The 16702-nt window shown below is 66.9% G+C and carries 16 protein-coding genes; 10 read left to right on the forward strand and 6 right to left on the reverse strand.

Features of this window, described 5'->3' with window-relative positions; genetic code table 11:
- Nucleotides 1-106: 106 nt before the first annotated feature.
- The 3 genes from tkt to BEI_RS19070 all read left to right on the forward strand — a co-directional run bounded on the left by tkt (nucleotide 107) and on the right by BEI_RS19070 (nucleotide 3971).
- The gene (gene tkt / locus BEI_RS17280) at nucleotides 107-2113 is read left to right on the forward strand and encodes a transketolase (protein WP_097790659.1); all 2007 of its coding nucleotides are present in this window, start codon (nucleotides 107-109) and stop codon (nucleotides 2111-2113) included.
- A 150-nt stretch (nucleotides 2114-2263) separates the two neighbouring features.
- Nucleotides 2264-2710, forward strand: a complete 447-nt coding sequence (locus BEI_RS17285) for a hypothetical protein (RefSeq protein ID WP_097790660.1) — start codon at nucleotides 2264-2266, stop codon at nucleotides 2708-2710.
- Complete coding sequence (locus BEI_RS19070; protein WP_153045808.1) at nucleotides 2694-3971, forward strand: ImmA/IrrE family metallo-endopeptidase; 1278 nt, start codon at nucleotides 2694-2696, stop codon at nucleotides 3969-3971. The genes BEI_RS17285 and BEI_RS19070 overlap by 17 nt, the downstream gene beginning before the upstream one ends.
- Nucleotides 3972-4129: 158 nt before the next feature.
- Here the strand turns inward: BEI_RS19070 and BEI_RS17290 are convergent, their stop codons facing one another.
- The 3 genes from BEI_RS17290 to BEI_RS17300 all read right to left on the reverse strand — a co-directional run bounded on the left by BEI_RS17290 (nucleotide 4130) and on the right by BEI_RS17300 (nucleotide 6181).
- Complete coding sequence (locus tag BEI_RS17290) at nucleotides 4130-5182, reverse strand: class I fructose-bisphosphate aldolase (RefSeq protein ID WP_097790661.1); 1053 nt, start codon at nucleotides 5180-5182, stop codon at nucleotides 4130-4132.
- A gap of 117 nt (nucleotides 5183-5299) precedes the next feature.
- Entirely contained in the window at nucleotides 5300-5692 is a 393-nt protein-coding gene (locus tag BEI_RS17295) for an Hsp20/alpha crystallin family protein (protein ID WP_097790662.1), read from the reverse strand.
- A gap of 30 nt (nucleotides 5693-5722) precedes the next feature.
- On the reverse strand, nucleotides 5723-6181 hold the full coding sequence (locus tag BEI_RS17300; protein ID WP_097790663.1) for an Hsp20/alpha crystallin family protein: 459 nt from the start codon (nucleotides 6179-6181) through the stop codon (nucleotides 5723-5725).
- A gap of 184 nt (nucleotides 6182-6365) precedes the next feature.
- Between BEI_RS17300 and BEI_RS17305 the strand changes: the two genes are divergently transcribed.
- From BEI_RS17305 to BEI_RS17325, 5 genes are all read left to right on the forward strand, one after another.
- Nucleotides 6366-7400 carry a type I glyceraldehyde-3-phosphate dehydrogenase gene (locus BEI_RS17305; RefSeq protein WP_097790664.1) on the forward strand — a complete coding sequence of 345 codons (1035 nt, stop codon included), beginning with the start codon at nucleotides 6366-6368 and terminating at the stop codon, nucleotides 7398-7400.
- Nucleotides 7401-7437: 37 nt separating this feature from the next.
- Nucleotides 7438-8601, forward strand: coding sequence for a phosphoglycerate kinase (locus BEI_RS17310; protein WP_097790665.1), 1164 nt, complete (start codon nucleotides 7438-7440; stop codon nucleotides 8599-8601).
- A gap of 69 nt (nucleotides 8602-8670) precedes the next feature.
- The gene (gene fba, locus BEI_RS17315) at nucleotides 8671-9735 is read left to right on the forward strand and encodes a class II fructose-bisphosphate aldolase (protein ID WP_097790666.1); all 1065 of its coding nucleotides are present in this window, start codon (nucleotides 8671-8673) and stop codon (nucleotides 9733-9735) included.
- 151 nt (nucleotides 9736-9886) lie between these two features.
- Nucleotides 9887-10918 carry a sodium:calcium antiporter gene (locus tag BEI_RS17320; RefSeq protein ID WP_097790667.1) on the forward strand — a complete coding sequence of 344 codons (1032 nt, stop codon included), beginning with the start codon at nucleotides 9887-9889 and terminating at the stop codon, nucleotides 10916-10918.
- A gap of 178 nt (nucleotides 10919-11096) precedes the next feature.
- Nucleotides 11097-11783, forward strand: a complete 687-nt coding sequence (locus tag BEI_RS17325; RefSeq protein ID WP_097790668.1) for an HAD-IA family hydrolase — start codon at nucleotides 11097-11099, stop codon at nucleotides 11781-11783.
- A 93-nt stretch (nucleotides 11784-11876) separates the two neighbouring features.
- Here the strand turns inward: BEI_RS17325 and BEI_RS17330 are convergent, their stop codons facing one another.
- Together BEI_RS17330 and BEI_RS17335 are read right to left on the reverse strand one after the other, a co-directional pair.
- A complete protein-coding gene (locus BEI_RS17330) occupies nucleotides 11877-13610 on the reverse strand; it encodes an NAD-binding protein (protein ID WP_097790669.1) in 1734 nt (577 codons plus the stop codon).
- 41 nt (nucleotides 13611-13651) lie between these two features.
- Nucleotides 13652-14035 (reverse strand): DUF6394 family protein, encoded by a 384-nt coding sequence (locus BEI_RS17335; RefSeq protein WP_097790670.1) that lies wholly within the window; start codon nucleotides 14033-14035, stop codon nucleotides 13652-13654.
- A gap of 278 nt (nucleotides 14036-14313) precedes the next feature.
- Between BEI_RS17335 and BEI_RS17340 the strand changes: the two genes are divergently transcribed.
- Entirely contained in the window at nucleotides 14314-14688 is a 375-nt protein-coding gene (locus BEI_RS17340) for a translation initiation factor Sui1 (protein WP_097790671.1), read from the forward strand.
- A 27-nt stretch (nucleotides 14689-14715) separates the two neighbouring features.
- Here the strand turns inward: BEI_RS17340 and BEI_RS17345 are convergent, their stop codons facing one another.
- A complete protein-coding gene (locus tag BEI_RS17345) occupies nucleotides 14716-15609 on the reverse strand; it encodes an NAD-dependent protein deacetylase (protein WP_097790672.1) in 894 nt (297 codons plus the stop codon).
- 173 nt (nucleotides 15610-15782) lie between these two features.
- Here BEI_RS17345 and BEI_RS17350 point away from each other — a divergent pair, with 173 nt between their 5' ends.
- Nucleotides 15783-16691: a nuclease-related domain-containing protein gene (locus tag BEI_RS17350; RefSeq protein ID WP_097790673.1), complete on the forward strand. Its 909-nt coding sequence runs from the start codon at nucleotides 15783-15785 to the stop codon at nucleotides 16689-16691.
- Nucleotides 16692-16702: the final 11 nt, after the last annotated feature.

A 16702-nucleotide genomic window follows, 5' to 3' on the forward strand; every position in this document is an offset into this window, starting at 1 on the left:
CCGCCCCGTCCCGCGGCGCATCCCAGCCAGGATCCACGTCCGGCCACGCCCCCTGGCCAGACCGTGTCACCGCATACTATCTGCCGCAGGCGAGGAGCTGACCCCCATGCCGTCCCGTTTCGAACTGGCCAATGCCATTCGCGCCCTGTCCATGGATGCCGTCCAGAAGGCCAAGTCCGGCCACCCCGGCGCGCCCATGGGCATGGCCGACATCGCCGAGGTGTTGTGGAACGACTACCTGGCGCACAACCCGGCCGACCCGCACTGGCCCGACCGGGACCGCTTCGTGCTCTCCAACGGCCACGGCTCCATGCTGCTCTACTCCCTGCTGCACCTGACCGGCTACGACCTCGACCTGGAGCAGCTGCAGAACTTCCGCCAGCTGCACTCCAAGACCGCCGGTCACCCCGAGTTCGGCTACGCCCCGGGCATCGAGACCACCACCGGCCCCCTGGGCCAGGGCCTGGCCAACGCCGTGGGCATGGCCATCGCCGAACGCACCCTGGCCGCCCAGTTCAACCGCCCGGGCCATGCGATCGTCGATCACTACACCTACTGCTTCGTCGGCGACGGCTGCCTGATGGAAGGGATCTCCCACGAGGCCTGCTCCCTGGCCGGCACCCAGAAGCTGGGCAAGCTGATCACCTTCTACGACGACAACGGCATCTCCATCGACGGCGAGGTCGAGGGCTGGTTCACCGACGACACCGCCAAGCGCTTCGAGGCCTACGGCTGGCACGTGGTGCCCAACGTCGACGGCCACAACCCCGACGAGGTCAAGGCCGCCATCGAGCTGGCGCGCAGCCAGGACGACAAGCCCAGCCTGATCATCTGCAAGACGGTGATCGGCTTCGGCGCCCCCAACAAGCAGGGCAAGGAGGAGTGCCACGGGGCTCCGCTGGGCGAGGACGAGGTCGCCGCGGCCCGCAAGCGGCTCGACTGGCCCCACGCCCCCTTCCACGTGCCCGAGGAGCTCTACCAGGGCTGGGACGCCACCGAGGCCGGCCAGGCCCGCCAGGCGGCCTGGCAGGAGCGCTTCGATCGCTACGCCGAGGCCCATCCGGAACTGGCGCGGGAATTCCTGCGCCGCCAGAAGGGCGAGCTGCCCGTCGAGCTGACCAGCGAGGCGCTGATCGAGCAGGCCCAGGAGAAGGCCGAGTCCCCGGCCACCCGCAAGGCCTCCCTGGCCTGCCTCAACGCGCTCGGCCCGCAACTGCCCGAGCTGCTCGGCGGCAGCGCCGACCTGGCGCCGTCCAACCTGACCTTCTGGCAGGGCGCCCGCGCCATCGACGCCACCGAGCCCGGCGGCAACTACCTGCACTATGGCGTGCGCGAGTTCGGCATGGGCGCGATCATGAACGGCATCGCCCTGCACGGCGGCTTCGTGCCCTACGGCGCCACCTTCCTGATCTTCATGGAGTACATGCGCAATGCCGTGCGCATGGCGGCGCTGATGGGCCAGCGGGCCGTCTACGTCTTCACCCACGACTCCATCGGCCTGGGCGAGGACGGCCCCACCCACCAGCCGGTGGAGCAGCTGACCACCCTGCGCTCCACCCCGAACCTCTCCACCTGGCGCCCCTGCGACGCCGTGGAGACCGCCGCCGCCTGGGACGTCGCCATCAAGCGCCACGCCGGCCCCACCGCCCTGGTCTTCTCCCGCCAGGGCCTGCCCCACCAGGAACGCACCAAGTCCCAGCTGGGCGAGATCCAGCGCGGCGGCTACGTGCTCAAGGACTGCGAGGGCACCCCCGAGCTGATCCTGATCGCCACCGGCTCCGAGGTCGGCCTGGCCATGGACGCCGCCGCCGCCCTGACCGAGAGCGGCCGCCGGGTGCGCGTGGTCTCCATGCCGTCCACCGACACCTTCGACGCCCAGGACGCCGCGTATCGCCAGGCCGTGCTGCCCGCCGAGGTCGGCAACCGCATCGCCGTCGAGGCCGGCCATCGCGACTTCTGGTACAAGTACGTGGGTCTGGAAGGCCGCATCGTCGGCATGGACAGCTTCGGGGAGTCCGCCCCGGCCGGCGATCTCTTCAAGCACTTCGGCTTCACCGTGGAGAACCTGGTGGCCGAGGCCGAGCAGCTGCTGGACGACGCCGCCGACGACTGATCGCGGCCGTCACGGCACTGGAAAGGGCACGGCATTTGCCGTGCCCTATGAAAAATGACTTATAATCAAAAGGTTGCCCGTCCTCGACTTATGTAGCCGATCTGAAACCTCGGCATAACTTGGACAAACAAGCCACTTTTCCAAGGCAATATGAAACCGAGACGAGCTGGACGCTTCAACTATAAGCGATCACTAAAAGAGCCGGCGGATGCCGAGGTTTGCCAACAGCTCTACAAGAGTGTTAGCTATGGGGGGAATCCGGAACATAAACGGAACCCTGGCGACTTTGGCCTCACACCACCGGCTCTACCAAGGGCTGACAAGACGCTTTGCGACACGGCAGGCATCTTTACAAAACAGATTGCTCTCGCACTGCTAAAAGAAGGAGCCAAGAGAGGATTAATCAGCCAACAGAAAAAAGAGGGCTACCCTCAAAATATCTGGTCTGTTAGCAAAGAGGGGGTGCCCTTGGAAGCACAACTAGAAAATGTACAACAAGGCACCTACCACGGCTACCCAATGCCAGAAGGTGACCCTATGAGAGATATAGTACTCAAAGTTTGGCACCAGAGAGGTAACAATGAATCAACCAATTGATATTAGTGCGCACTGGTGCCACGCGGACGAAGCTAACGAGGGAACCAACCCCACATTAGCTGAGTGGCGCCTAAGTATCAATGATCAAATCGCCACCACTCTCATAGAGCTTGGCACAGGGAAACTGCGCGATCATTTGCTGGCCCCCATGGATATCTTTGCAGAATGGATTGCAATAAACTGGTGGCGTCTACGGTGGGAGCCAGCGATCACTTCCAGTCATGACTGGAAAATGAGTCATTTTCTCCCCTCCATTGGCAACGGCATTGCGTGGCCTAATGTTTCAATTGCTAGCGATGGAGACTTTGTTCACTTCCGATCTCGCCCTACTAGATCACAAGGTAGCGGCATGCCTGTTAAGTTCGTATCGCATTTTGACGAGTGGGTGCCCGCAGAAGCTTTCGAACAAGGTATTGATAAATTCATGTCTAAAGTAACAACACATCTCCTCCACTCAAAGTACCGAGAGGATGTGGCAAAACTGTGGGATGAAATCATTGAAGAGCGCAACGACACAAATCTGTCAACATGGCGCCGCCTGGAAGCATTGTTAGGATACGACCCAGACCAGGCTCCTGATGAAATCATTTCAAGCCTTATAAATAGATTCAATGAGCTAGGAAAAGAATCCATAAACGAAGTTGCTGCAGAAGGGAGAAGCCAATCCTTATCACTACTAAAAAAACTGGAAGTAGAAATAAATAATGGCACCAAAGGAAAGCTTCCTCCGGATGATAAAAGCCTAAAGACTGCCATCGAAAAAATACCGAAAAATCAAGCCGTTTGGCGCCGAGCGTCCGATGCCGCAGCTTTAGCTAGAAAGCAGTGGAGGCTTGGCAATGGACCTATTTCTGACAACCAACTACTAGAGCTACTCCAACTTCCTCGTCATGTTTTAGGCAGCAACTCCCACGATAGCCACCTATCAGTTGGGCTGCGCACCGACGAAAACTTACGCATCTCGCTCGGTGGGAAGCGACTGGAGGGCCGCCGCTTTGCTTTGGCAAGAGTACTAGCTGACAACCTAATTTCGTCCCCCTCAGACCACTTATTGCCGATCACGCGTAGTGGCACATCTCGGCAACGCTTTCAACGAGCGTTTGCTCAAGAGTTTCTATGCCCCTTCAGCTCCATAAAAGAGGAAATCGGTGACGAGCCCAGCAATGAAGATTTCATTGAGGACATATCGGATAAGTATGGCGTTTCGCCAATGACTGTAGAACACTTACTCATTAACCGGGGCATCATACAAGCTGCGTAGCACTTTAATGGCCTTAAAGAAAGACTGCTCTCCACATAGGAGCAATCACTTAACTGAGTCGTTCTTAAGCGAGAAAAAAACGCTGCCCCCATTTCTTGACTGCTCCGTGCCTATTTTCCGCGCATCCCGGCGCCTAGGCACGGAGTAGTAGCCTATCTTCAGGCGATGGTCACGGATTCGTCCAGGTACACGTCCTGGATGGCGTGCAGCAGCGCGACGCCCTCTTCCATGGGCTTCTGGAAGGCCTTGCGCCCGGAGATCAGCCCCATGCCGCCGGCCCGCTTGTTGATCACCGCGGTGCGCACCGCCTGGGCCAGGTCGCTCTCGCCGCCGGAGGCGCCCCCGGAGTTGATCAGCCCCACCCGCCCCATGTAGCAGCTGGCCACCTGGTAGCGGGCCAGGTCGATGGGGTGGTCGGAGGTCAGCTCGTCGTAGACCTTGGCATGGGTGTGGCCGAAGCCCAGGTCCCGGTAGCCGGCGTTGGTCTCGGCCTGCTTCTGCTTGACGATGTCGGCCTTGAGGGTGGCCGCCAGGTGGATGGCCTGGCCGGTGAGGTCGGCGGCGGTATGGTAGTCCCGCCCCTCCTGCTTGAAGGCGGGGTTGCGCAGGTAGGCCCAGAGCACCGTGACCATGCCGAGCTGGTGGGCCCGCTCGAAGGCCTCGGCGATCTCGGTGATCTGGCGGCGACTCTCGGGCGAGCCGAAGTAGACGGTGGCCCCCACCGCCACGCAGCCCATGTCGAAGGCCTGTTCCACGCTGGCGAAGGGCGTCTGGTCGTACATCGCCGGCAGGGTCAGGGTCTCGTTGTGGTTGAGCTTGAGCAGCATGGGGATCCGGTGCGCGTAGCGCCGCGCCACCGAAGCCAGGCCGCCCAGCGTCGAGGCCACCCCGTTGCAGCCGCCCTCGAGGGCCAGCTCGACGATGTTGGCCGGATCGAAATAGCGCGGATTGGGCGCGAAGGAGGCCCCGGCGGAATGCTCGATGCCCTGATCCACCGGCAACAGGCTGAGGTAACCGGTCCCGCCCAGGCGGCCATGGTTCATCAGTGCCTGAAAGTTGCGCAGCACCGCCGGACCGCGATCCCCCTGGGCCAGCACCCGGTCGACGTAGTCCGGCCCCGGCAGATGCAGGGCCTCCCGGCGCACGCCCTCGCAGACGTGGCCGAGCAGGGATTCGGCCTCCTCGCCCAGCAACCATTCGATATCGGTCATGCCCGCTCCCCCCCGTTGTGTCCTCGGCATGGTTCCAGCGTAGAGGATCGAGCGCGACCGGGCATGGCGCCGACAGGAAATCGCCCCCGAGGACGGGGGCGAACCGGGAAGGCCCGGTCAGGCCGGCTTGACGTCGATGCGGCGGGGTCGGTGGGTCTCCTTCTTGGGCAAGATCAGGTGCACCACCCCCTGGTCGATGCTCGCCTGGATGGCGTCCATGTCGATCTCGTGGCTGAGGGTGAAACGGCGGGCGAAGCGCTGGGCGCGCACCTCGGCATAGATCGAGGTCAGCCCCTCGGGCACCTCCAGCGCCACCTCGCCTTCCAGGCTCAGCACGTTGTCGTTGACCTCGATGGACAGGGTGTCCCGCTGCACCCCGGGCATGTCGGCGATCAGGTGCAGGGCATTGTCCTCCTCGTAGATATCCACCGGCGGCAGCAGGGCATCCATCCGCCGCTCTCGACGTTCGGTCGGGGCACGGTTCTCTTCACGCTTGGCGACTTCACTCATGACGACTCACCTCCTCGGGATGCACCGTCTTCAGGACGCCTGGATATCGATGCGGCGGGGCTTGAGTTCCTCGCGCTTGGGCAGGACCACCTCGCACACGCCGTTGCGGAAACGGGCCTCGGCCCGGTCGGGGTCCAGGCCTTCCGGTAGGGACACGGATCGGCTGAACTCGCCGGCCGCCCGCTCGCGCCGGAAGTGGGTACGGCGCTCGCCGGTGTCCGCCTCGGCCCCGCCGCCCCGACGGCCGCTGACGGTCAGCACGTTGTCCTGCAGGCTGACCTCGAGCTCCTCGGCGGCGAGCCCGGGCGCGAACACATAGACCCGCACCGCATCGTCGGTGCGCCCCACGTTGATCATCGGGAAGCTGCCCCGGGGCACCGACCGGATGTCGGCGGCTCCCGGGTCCGGCCACATCTCGTCGAAGAAGCGCCGGAACCAGTCGCCCCCGGGCGCCCACGCAGGATCGAAACGCCTGAGATCTCCGAACATGTCGAACACCTCCTGTCACCTCTGTGATGACTCGAGACGGAAGGCGGCGAATGTCGCCCTCTCATCATCCTAGATAGGAGCACCCGGACGGTTTTCAAGTCCCCCGGCACGGCCGCGACGCGGACGGCGAATTGCGCTAGAATCGCGGGTTTCCGCCCACCGGCCAGGAGTCCCAGGCAACGCCATGGCCCTACGCATCGCCATCAACGGTTACGGCCGCATCGGCCAGTGCGTGCTGCGCGCGCTCGTCGAGCGCGACGCGCCGGAGCTGGAGGTGGTGGCCATCAACGAGCTCTCCGGGCTCGATACCATCGCCTACCTGACCCGCTACGACACGACCCATGGCCGCTTTCCCGGCCGGGTCGAGGTGCGGGGTGACCACCTGGTGATCGACGACCATCCCATCCGGGTGCTCTCCGAGGGCGACCCCTCCGCCCTGCCCTGGGACGAGCTCGGCATCGACCTGGTGCTGGAGTGTTCCGGCAGCTTCAAGGACCGGGCCACCGCCGAGGCCCACCTGGCGGCCGGCGCCGGGCGGCTGCTGTTCTCCCAGCCCGCCGAGAGCGACGTGGACGCCACCATCGTCAGCGGCATCAACGACGCCGACCTGACCCCGCGCTGCCGCGTGATCTCCGCCGCCTCCTGCACCACCAACTGCCTGGTGCCGGTGCTCACCGTGCTGGACGAGGCCCTGGGCATCGAGCACGGCGTCACCACTACCATCCATTCGGCAATGAACGACCAGCCGGTGATCGATGCCTACCACCAGACCGACCTGCGTCTGACCCGCTCCGCCATGCACTCGATCGTGCCGGTGGACACCGGCCTGGGCCGCGGCATCAACCGCTTGATGCCGCACCTGGCCGGGCGTTTCGAGTGCCTGCACGTGCGGGTCCCGACCATCAACGTCTCGGCCATGGACCTGTCGATCTGCGTGCGCACCGACACCTCGGCCCGCGCCGTGAACGCCCTGCTGCGCGAGGCCAGTCGGCGACGGCTCGCGGGCCTGCTCGGCTATACCGAGGAGCCCATGGCCTCGGTCGACTTCAACCACGATCCGCGCTCCGGTATCGTGGACGCCACCCAGACCCGGGTGGCCGGCGGCCGCCTGATCAAGATGATGTGCTGGTTCGACAACGAGTGGGGGTTCGCCAACCGCATGCTCGACGTCACCGGTCGCATCGCCCGGCTGGGCCCGGTGCCACCCTCCGACGCCTGATCCCCCTTCGGCTTTCCCAGACGAGGAATCTGCTTCCATGAACGTGCGCAAGATGACCGACCTCGACCTCCGCGGCAAGCGGGTGCTGATCCGCGAGGACCTGAACGTGCCCGTCAAGCACGGCAAGGTGACCAGCGATGCTCGCCTGCGGGCGGCCCTGCCGACCATCGAGGCGGCGCTCGAGGCCGGTGCCAAGGTGATGCTGATGAGCCACCTGGGACGCCCCACCGAGGGCGAGCCGGCGGAGGAGTTCTCCCTGGCCCCGGTGGCCGACCACCTGGGTGGCCTGCTCGAGCGCCGGGTTGGCCTGGTCAAGGACTACCTGGGCACCGAGCTCGCCCTCGAGGAGGGCGAGGTGGTGCTGCTCGAGAACGTGCGCTTCAACCCGGGCGAGAAGAAGGACGACGAGGCGCTGGCCAGGCAGTACGCCGCCCTGTGCGACGTCTACGTGATGGACGCCTTCGGCACCGCCCACCGCGCCCAGGCCTCCACCCACGGCGTGGCCCGCTTCGCCCCCGAGGCCTGCGCCGGCCCGCTGCTGGCCCAGGAGCTCGAGGCCCTGGAGAAGGCGCTGGCTACCCCGAAGCGGCCGATGACCGCCATCGTCGGCGGCTCCAAGGTCTCCACCAAGCTCGAGGTCCTCAACGCCCTGTCCGAGAAGTGCGACCGGATCATCGTCGGCGGCGGCATCGCCAACACCTTCATCGCCGCGGCCGGCTACAACGTCGGCAAGTCGCTGCACGAGGCCGACCTGATCGAGGCGGCCAAGGCGCTGATGGCCAAGGTCGAGATCCCGCTGCCCACCGACGTGGTGGTCGCCACCGAGTTCTCCGAGCAGGCCTCCGCCGTGACCAAGCCCGTCGACCAGGTGAACGACGACGAGATGATCCTCGACATCGGTCCCGAGACCGCCGCCCGCCTCGGCGAGCAGCTCAAGGCCGCCGGCACCATCCTGTGGAACGGCCCGGTGGGCGTGTTCGAGATCGACCAGTTCGGCCATGGCACCGAGGCCCTGTCCCGGGCCATTGCCGAGAGCGAGGCCTTCTCCATCGCCGGCGGCGGCGACACCCTGGCCGCCATCGACAAGTACGGCATCGCGGATCGGGTCTCCTACATCTCCACCGGCGGCGGCGCCTTCCTCGAGTACGTGGAAGGCAAGACCCTGCCGGCGGTGGCCGCCCTGGAAGCCGCGGCCCGCTAATCCCCTGACACTATCGAGACGGACGCGGCGCCGGCCCGCCGCGCTCCCCACGCAACATAAGGTGACTCCATGGCACTGATCAGCATGCGCCAACTGCTGGACCACGCCGCCGAACACGGCTACGGCGTGCCGGCCTTCAACGTCAACAACCTCGAGCAGATGCGCGCCATCATGGAGGCCGCCGACGAGACCGACTCCCCGGTGATCGTCCAGGCCTCCGCCGGCGCCCGCAAGTACGCCGGCGCGCCCTTCCTGCGCCACCTGATCCTCGCCGCCGTCGAGGAGTTCCCGCACATCCCGGTGGTCATGCACCAGGACCACGGCACCAGCCCCGCCGTGTGCCAGCGCTCCATCCAGCTGGGCTTCTCCTCGGTGATGATGGACGGCTCGCTCAAGGAAGACGGCAAGACCCCGGCCGACTACGCCTACAACGTCGAGGTCACCCGCCGCACCGTGGAGATGGCCCATGCCTGCGGCGTCTCCGTGGAGGGCGAGCTGGGCTGCCTGGGCAGTCTGGAGACCGGCATGGCCGGCGAGGAAGACGGCGTGGGTGCCGAGGGCAAGCTCGATCACGACCAGCTGCTCACCGACCCGGAAGAGGCCGCCGAGTTCGTCAAGGCGACCCAGGTGGACGCCCTGGCCATCGCCATCGGCACCAGCCACGGCGCCTACAAGTTCACCAAGCCGCCCACCGGCGACACTCTCTCCATCCAGCGCATCAAGGAGATCCACGCCCGCATCCCCGAGACCCACCTGGTGATGCACGGCTCCTCCTCGGTGCCCCAGGAGTGGCTCGAGGTGATCAACGAGTTCGGCGGCGCCATCCCCGAGACCTACGGCGTGCCGGTCGAGGAGATCGTCGAGGGCATCAGGCACGGCGTGCGCAAGGTCAACATCGACACCGACCTGCGCCTGGCCTCCACCGGCGCCGTGCGTCGCTTCCTGGCCCAGAACCCGGCCGAGTTCGACCCGCGCAAGTTCCTCAAGGTCAGCACCGCGGCCATGAAGGACGTCTGCAAGGCCCGCTACGAGGCCTTCGGCACCGCCGGCCAGGCCAGCAAGATCAAGCCGATCAACCTCGAGGAAATGTTCCTGCGCTACGAGCGCGGCGAGCTGGACCCGCGGGTGAAGTGATCCCCTGCCTGGCAGATCCTGAAAGGGCGGCCCGAGAGGTCGCCCTTTCGCGTTCCAGGCCCTACCCTCAAGCGGCGAACACGCCGACAACCGAGGAGGCCACCATGGAAGGCCGCGTCACCACTCCTGCTCCTGCATCCGGGGGGCGTCGATGCTGAGTGCCATGCCCTTGGGCGTCGCCTTCACCCGGTTCGCCTCCCGCACCCTGGTGATCGGCGTGGCGGGCACCCAACTGGCCCGCATCGTCGACGACCTGGCCGACCGCACCGGGCTCGGCGAGGCCATCGCCGGCGCCGTCCTGATGGGCATGGCCACCTCGCTGTCGGGCCTGGTGCTGTCGGTCTCCGCGGCGCTGGCCGACCGCCCCGTCCTGGCGATGAGCAACGCGCTGGGCGGCATCGCCGTGCAGACCCTCTTCCTGACCGTCGCCGACCTGGTCTACCGCCGCGCCAACCTGGAGCACGCCGCGGCCTCCCTCGGCAACCTGCTGCAGGGCGGGCTGCTGCTGTGCCTGCTGGCGCTGGTGCTGGTGGGACGCTTCGCCCCGGACTGGACCCTGCTGGCGGTCCACCCGGTCACCCCGCTGATGGTGCTCGTCTACCTCTTCGGCTTGCGGCTGGCGGAGCGCACCCGGGACCAGCCCATGTGGCGGCCCGCCCAGACCCGGGAGACCGCCCCGGACCTGCCGGACCCGCGCGCCCTGGCTCGCTCGGCCCTGGCCCTGTGGCTGAGCTTCGCGGGCCTGGCCCTGGCGCTGGGCGTGAGCGGCTGGCTGATGGAAGGGGCCGCGGCGGTGATCGCCGCGGAGACCGGCCTCGGCCAGTCGGTGGTCGGGACACTGATGACCGCCGTGGTCACCTCGCTGCCGGAGCTGGTCACCACCATCGCGGCGGTCCGCCGGGGGGCGCTGACCCTGGCGGTGGCGGGCATCATCGGCGGCAATGCCTTCGACACCCTCTTCATGGCCGCCTCGGACCTCGCCTACCGGGGCGGCTCCATCTACCACGCCATCCCCGACGGCGTGGCACTGTGGGTGGCGCTGTCGCTGCTGATGACCGCCATCCTGATGGTCGGCATGATCCATCGCGAGCGCCTGGGCCCGGGGCGCATCGGCTTCGAGAGCCTGGCCATCGCCGGCTGCTACCTGGCCGGGGCGCTGATGCTGGTCGTCGCCTCACCTTGAGGCGGCCATGGGCGACGCAACGGCCCGCCGACACCGGCACGGCGCAACCGTGCACCAAATGTTGAATTGAAAAACACTGTTCACAAAGTCGAAAAATTCGTCTTAAACTAAGGATGAACGCGGCCGATATGACACAATAGCCCTGTAGCTGATTTGAGACACCCGCGAGGTGACGGTGATGGCACGCCCACTCTGCCTGCTCTTCGATTGCGACGGCACCCTGGTCGACAGCGAGCCGCTGCTGGCCTCGGAGATGGAGACCAGCCTGACCGCCGTGGGCCTGCCCTTCCGCGCCAGCGATTACACCGGCGAGTTTCGCGGCGCCCGCTTCCGCCACATCGTCGCCGAGCTGGAGCGGCGCCACGGCACCGTGGATGCCCAGCGCCTGGAGGTCCTGGAACGCGACATGCGCGCCAACCTCAACCGCCGGCTGGCCACCGAGCTCACGCCCATCACCGGCGCCACCGAGGCCCTGGCCGCCCTCTCCGGCCACCCCATGGGGGTGGTCTCCAACGGCCCGGTGAACAAGATCCGCACCTCGCTGATCGCCACCGAGCTCGAGGCGGTCTTCGGCCGGCACCTGTTCAGCGCCTACGAGGCCCAGTGCTGGAAGCCCGACCCCTGCCTGTTCCGCCATGCCGCCGCGATGATGGGCTATGCCCCCGAGGACTGCGTGGCCATCGACGACGCCATCGTCGGGGTCAAGGCGGCCCTGGCCGCCGGCATGACGGTGATCCACCTCAACCGCTTCCCCGACGCCGAGGAGACCCCGGAGGGTGCCCTGACCATCACCAGCATGTTCCAGCTGCCCACCGTGATCCGCCGGCTGGAGCAGGACCGCACCCTGGCCGCCTCCCAGGCCTGAGCCCTCCGGCACAGGCGACTCGCATGCCCCATCGCGCTGGCAGCCCGATGGCCCCCAGGAGTCAGGGCAGCGGCCGACGCTGGACGGTTCGCCTCACGCTCGCTTCGATGCCCCCCTGAACCGGTCCTTGAACCAGGTGAACAGGTACCCGCGCGGCTCATCGACCCCGGTGACGACGTAACGAAGCGTATAGGGATTGTGGAGCGTCGCCTGCAGCATGGGCTCCACCCACTGGACGCCGCAGAACAGAATCTCGTCGCCGGCCTCGAGGGGACGTTCCCCCTTCGGCAGCATGATCGACCGGCCCGCCCGGCGGATCGCGAGGGCCTCGCACGGGAGCTTCGACGGGAACGCCCGCGCATCGCGACACAGCGCACCGAGCGTGATCGCCCCCTCATCGGCCAGGTAGTCGGTCACGGCCGGGGCCTCCCCCGGGACCAGCCTGATCGACCACAGGTGCGGGGGAGCCGCCCCCATCGCCACCTGGAGACGAGCCACCAGCTCTTCCGTCAGGACCGGTTCGCGGTCGGCCAGCCAGTCGATCAATTCCTGGACGAGGGGCGAGATCAGCAGCTTCAGGATCCGGCGCGCCGTCGTCAGGCTGTGCTGGAGGACCAGGTCGGCCCGGGCGGCATCGAACGCGACCTGGTTCTCGTGACTGTTCTGGCGCACGATGCGAAACGCCTCCGGATTGAAGGCCGTCACCGCCAGCAGCGTATTGAGGTTGTCGGAATCATGGTCCGTCGCGGCGACGACCCCGGCCGCGTCGCCGATCCCCGCCGCCCCCAGGGCGGAATGATCGGCGTGCGCCTGGACCACGACCGTCCCTTCTCCGACCTCCGAGGCGTCCACGTCCTGGTCGATGATGCGCACGCCGATGCCATGGGCCTGTAGGTGGCGATGGATGCAGTGCCCCATCCGTCCATACCCGCACAGGACCCAGTCGCCCCGCGGGACCTGTAACGGCGCTCCGAGCTCGACGCCACGCACGCCCACGAACCACGCATTGAGGTTGTGCAGTTCGGCCCGTGCGATCGCCCAGTAGACGAGCTGGGCGAAGATCTCGAACGGGTCGACGACCGTCACGTTGTCCAGCGCCCGCAGGTTGGCCTCGTGGCGGGCCGAGGTCGAACGGCAGATGACCCGGAGACGAGGATTCAGGTGCCGAGCCATCACCGCGATCTTGAGGTTGACGTCGTCATCGTTCGTCAGCGTGACCAGGGCCCGGCATGCCGGGTGTGCTACCCCCGCGGCCAGGAGGTGTTTCGGCGCGCTGGCATCCGCATGGAGTCCCGGCATCGGGACCGTGTAGTCGCGCACGCCCAGAGCCTTGATGCGTTCCAGGTCGGAGTCGAGTATCACCGCGCGCATATGGTGGTCGCTCAGGCCCCGCGCCAGCAGGCTGCCGGTATCGCCGAAACCGCAGAGGATGACGAAAGGGGCCACGTTACGCTCGACCTTGCGGGCGAACCGGAACCGGTCCATGGCCTGAATGAAATGGGGATGCTGCACCAGGCCGATCAGCGAGCCGATCGCGTAGAACCAGGCGATGACGCCGGTATAGAGGCAGAAGATGGTCCACAGGCGCTGCTCGTCGCTGAAGCCGTTCGGCAGTTCGCCGAACCCGGTCGTGGTCGCCGTGTAGGTGAAGAAATAGAAGGCATGGAAGAGGTTCATGCGCGTCGTCTCGCCATCGACGACCTGGCCTGGCATCAGGGCCATGCCCAGGATGCCCACCGAGTACACGAACAGCAGCGCGAACAGCGGCCGGCGCATGTAGCGCAGGACGATCATCGTCACGCGGTCGAGATCGGAGGTCGGCGTCATGCGTTCAACCCTCCCCCTGCCTGTCCCGGATCGCGACCGCGCTAGCGACGCGAGAGCAGCGTATCGCCCACCAGGATCGTCGTCGCGACGATGTTCGCGACCAGCGCTCCCGTCGCGATCGAGACGATATCGGCCATGTCGGCAGGTCCCGGCCCGCCCCCGCCAGCGGGTTCCGCGACGATCCAGACGACACGGGCCGTGATCAGCAGAAACCCGGCCACCAGGCCGGACGCCAGCAGCAGCGCCCCGATCTGGGAGCGATCCCCCAGCTTCAGGCCGATCGCGACCAGATTGACGATGATGGTGAACGTGAGAATCCAGACATTATGGTGCTCAGGGGTCTCGACGCCCCCCACCACGAACGCGTAATTGAGGCTCAGGGTAAGGATGATGAAAAAGCCGAAGACGACGCGTTCGAGATTCACGGACCTGCTCCTGGCCGGGACGCGCCGTCAGTATAGGCATCAGCCCCCGGTGACCGCGAACGCCACTACGGCGATGGGTTCAGGCAGCGGCCGGCATCCGGCAGCCCCCGGGCTCGTCGTTCGAGGCCCCGACCGAGGACAGGCCAACTCGAGCATGGCCGGGAGATCCTGCCGCGGGACATCGACCGAACGATCGGCCGGCAGGGTGTCGACCGGATCGACCGCCGGCATTCCGCCCCGTATCATCGAGGCATCATCCGCACCATCCAGGAGGCCCCATGGCATCCCTGAAGGACCAGCTGCGCGGCCTGGTCTACTCCACCGAACACGGCGATATCTGCCCCGAGTGTCGCGAGCCCCTCGCCGACTGCCGGTGCGCCGAGGCGGCCGAGGACGCGCGCCTGGCGAGCCTGGACGGCATCGTGCGCCTGCGCCGCGAGACCAAGGGCCGCAAGGGCAAGGGCGTGACCCTGATCGAGGGCGTGCCCCTGAAGGCCGAGGCGCTCAAGGCCCTGGCCAAGACCCTCAAGAAGCGCTGCGGGACCGGCGGCGCCCTCAAGGACGGGGTGATCGAGATCCAGGGCGACCAGCGCGAGATCCTCAAGGTCGAACTCGAGAAGCAGGGGTTCAAGGTCAAGCTGGCCGGCGGCTAGCCAGGTCCGAGCAGTGACCGTGCTCGGCTACACGGATCGGGACCGATCGGCTGGACCGGGCACCACTTTCTCAAGCCCCTCGAGCAGCGCGGTCAGCCCCGTCTCCGCGCTGGCCGAGACCTTGAGCGAGTAGAGATCGTCCGCCCGGGTCCGCCCCAGGTTCAGGCAGGCCACGGGCCGGCCAGCCAGGGCGGCCTCCCGGGCGAAGCGGAAGCCGGAATAGACCATCAGCGACGAGCCCACCACCAGCAGCCCGTCGGCCTCTTCCAGCAGCGCGAAGGCGTCGGCCACCCGGGCCTTGGGCACACTGTCGCCGAAGAACACCACGTCGGGCTTCCAGATGCCATCGCCGCAGCGGGTGCAGGCCGGCACGCGGAAGCGGGTGAAGTCCGCCTCCAGGTCGGCGTCGCCGTCGGGGCCCGCCCGGGCACCGGCCTCGAGCCAGTCGGGATTGCGCCGGGCCAGTTCGGCGTGCAGGTCGTGTCGCATCCGCGTCGCCCCGCAGCCCATGCAACGCACCAGGTCGGCACGGCCGTGCAGGTCGATCACCCGCCGCGAACCGGCCCGGCGATGCAGGCCATCGACGTTCTGGGTGATGACCCCGGCCACGCGACCGGAGGCCTCGAGCCGGGCCAGGGCACGATGGGCGGCATTGGGCCGGGCCTCCTGCAGGGCACGGAAGCCGATCAGCGCCCGGGCCCAGTAGCGCTGGCGGGCGGCATGACTGGCCATGAAGACCTGATGACGCATCGGCGGCGAGCGCTTCCAGTCGCCCTGATCGTCCCGGTAGTCGGGGATGCCGCTGGCCGTGCTGATGCCCGCGCCGGTAAGCACGGCCAGGCGTGGCGTGCGGGCCACGAAGTCTACCAGGGCCTCGAGGCCGGGGCCGGAAGGGCTCGGGTTGCCCTCGATATCGCTCATCTCGCTCCTCACTCCTCGCCTTTAACCCCTCACTCAAATTTGGCGGTTCGTGGCCTGTCTCTTCACCCTTCACGCTTTGCCCCTCGCGACCGGCCCCTCGTACGAACCGAGCATGGCCCCGGGGGCCCAAGGTTGTCTAGAATGCAGGGGTTACCCACGGGCAAGGACTCCCGATGGCCTGGCTGGAATACCTGCTTCCCCTGATCTTCCTCTTCCCCCTGGCAGCCACCGCGGTGATCGTGGTGGCCCTGCGCAACCTCCATGACGCCCGGGTCAGTTCCCCCTTCGACGCCCACCCGCTGCGCGAGCCCGGACAGTCGCTGCGCAACCGTCTCGACCGCGCCTTCGCCGGCCTGTTCCTCAACGGCGCCCTGGGCCCCATCGTCATCATGGTGCCACTGGTCTACGGCATGGGGCGCATGCTCTTCGCCCCGCAGCAGAACTGGCTCGAATGGACCTTCTACGGGGCCCTGTCGGCGGTGCTGGTGCTGGTGTTCTGCTTCCGACTGATCCGCGACTTCCAGCGCATTCGCCGACTCAAGCTGGGACTGGCCTGCGAACTGGCGGTGGGCCAGGAGCTCGAGCGGCTGATCCGCCCCGAGGCCCATCCCTACTACGTCTTTCACGACGTGCCCGGCGCCGACGATACCCTGGACCACGTCGCGGTGACGCCCCACGGCGTCTTCGTCATCGAAACCCGGGGCCGCACCCCGGCCGTCCTGCCCTCCGGCGAGGAGGACAACCGGGTCACGGTGGAGCGCGAGCGGCTTCGCTTCCCGAACGGGTTCGAGCGGCGCCCCATGCGCGAGACGCGTCGCGCGGTGCGCTGGCTGTCGGTGTGGCTGGAGCGGGAGCTGGGCCGGGTGGTGCCGGTGAAGGGCGTGCTGGCCCTGCCGGGCTGGCGGATCGCCGAGGCCGAGGCGGCCGAGGACCTGCTGGTGGTCAGCGGCGACGCCCTGGCCGATCGGCTGGCCGAGCAACGCCTGGGCGTGCTCGACGATGCCACTCACGACGCCGTGATCGCCGCCCTCCACCGACGCGCCGGCGAGGCGACTCCCGCCGTGGCCACGGACCCCGCCTGATCTCGAGCGAC

The organism is Halomonas beimenensis (assembly GCF_002549795.1).
Taxonomy (GTDB): domain Bacteria; phylum Pseudomonadota; class Gammaproteobacteria; order Pseudomonadales; family Halomonadaceae; genus Halomonas; species Halomonas beimenensis.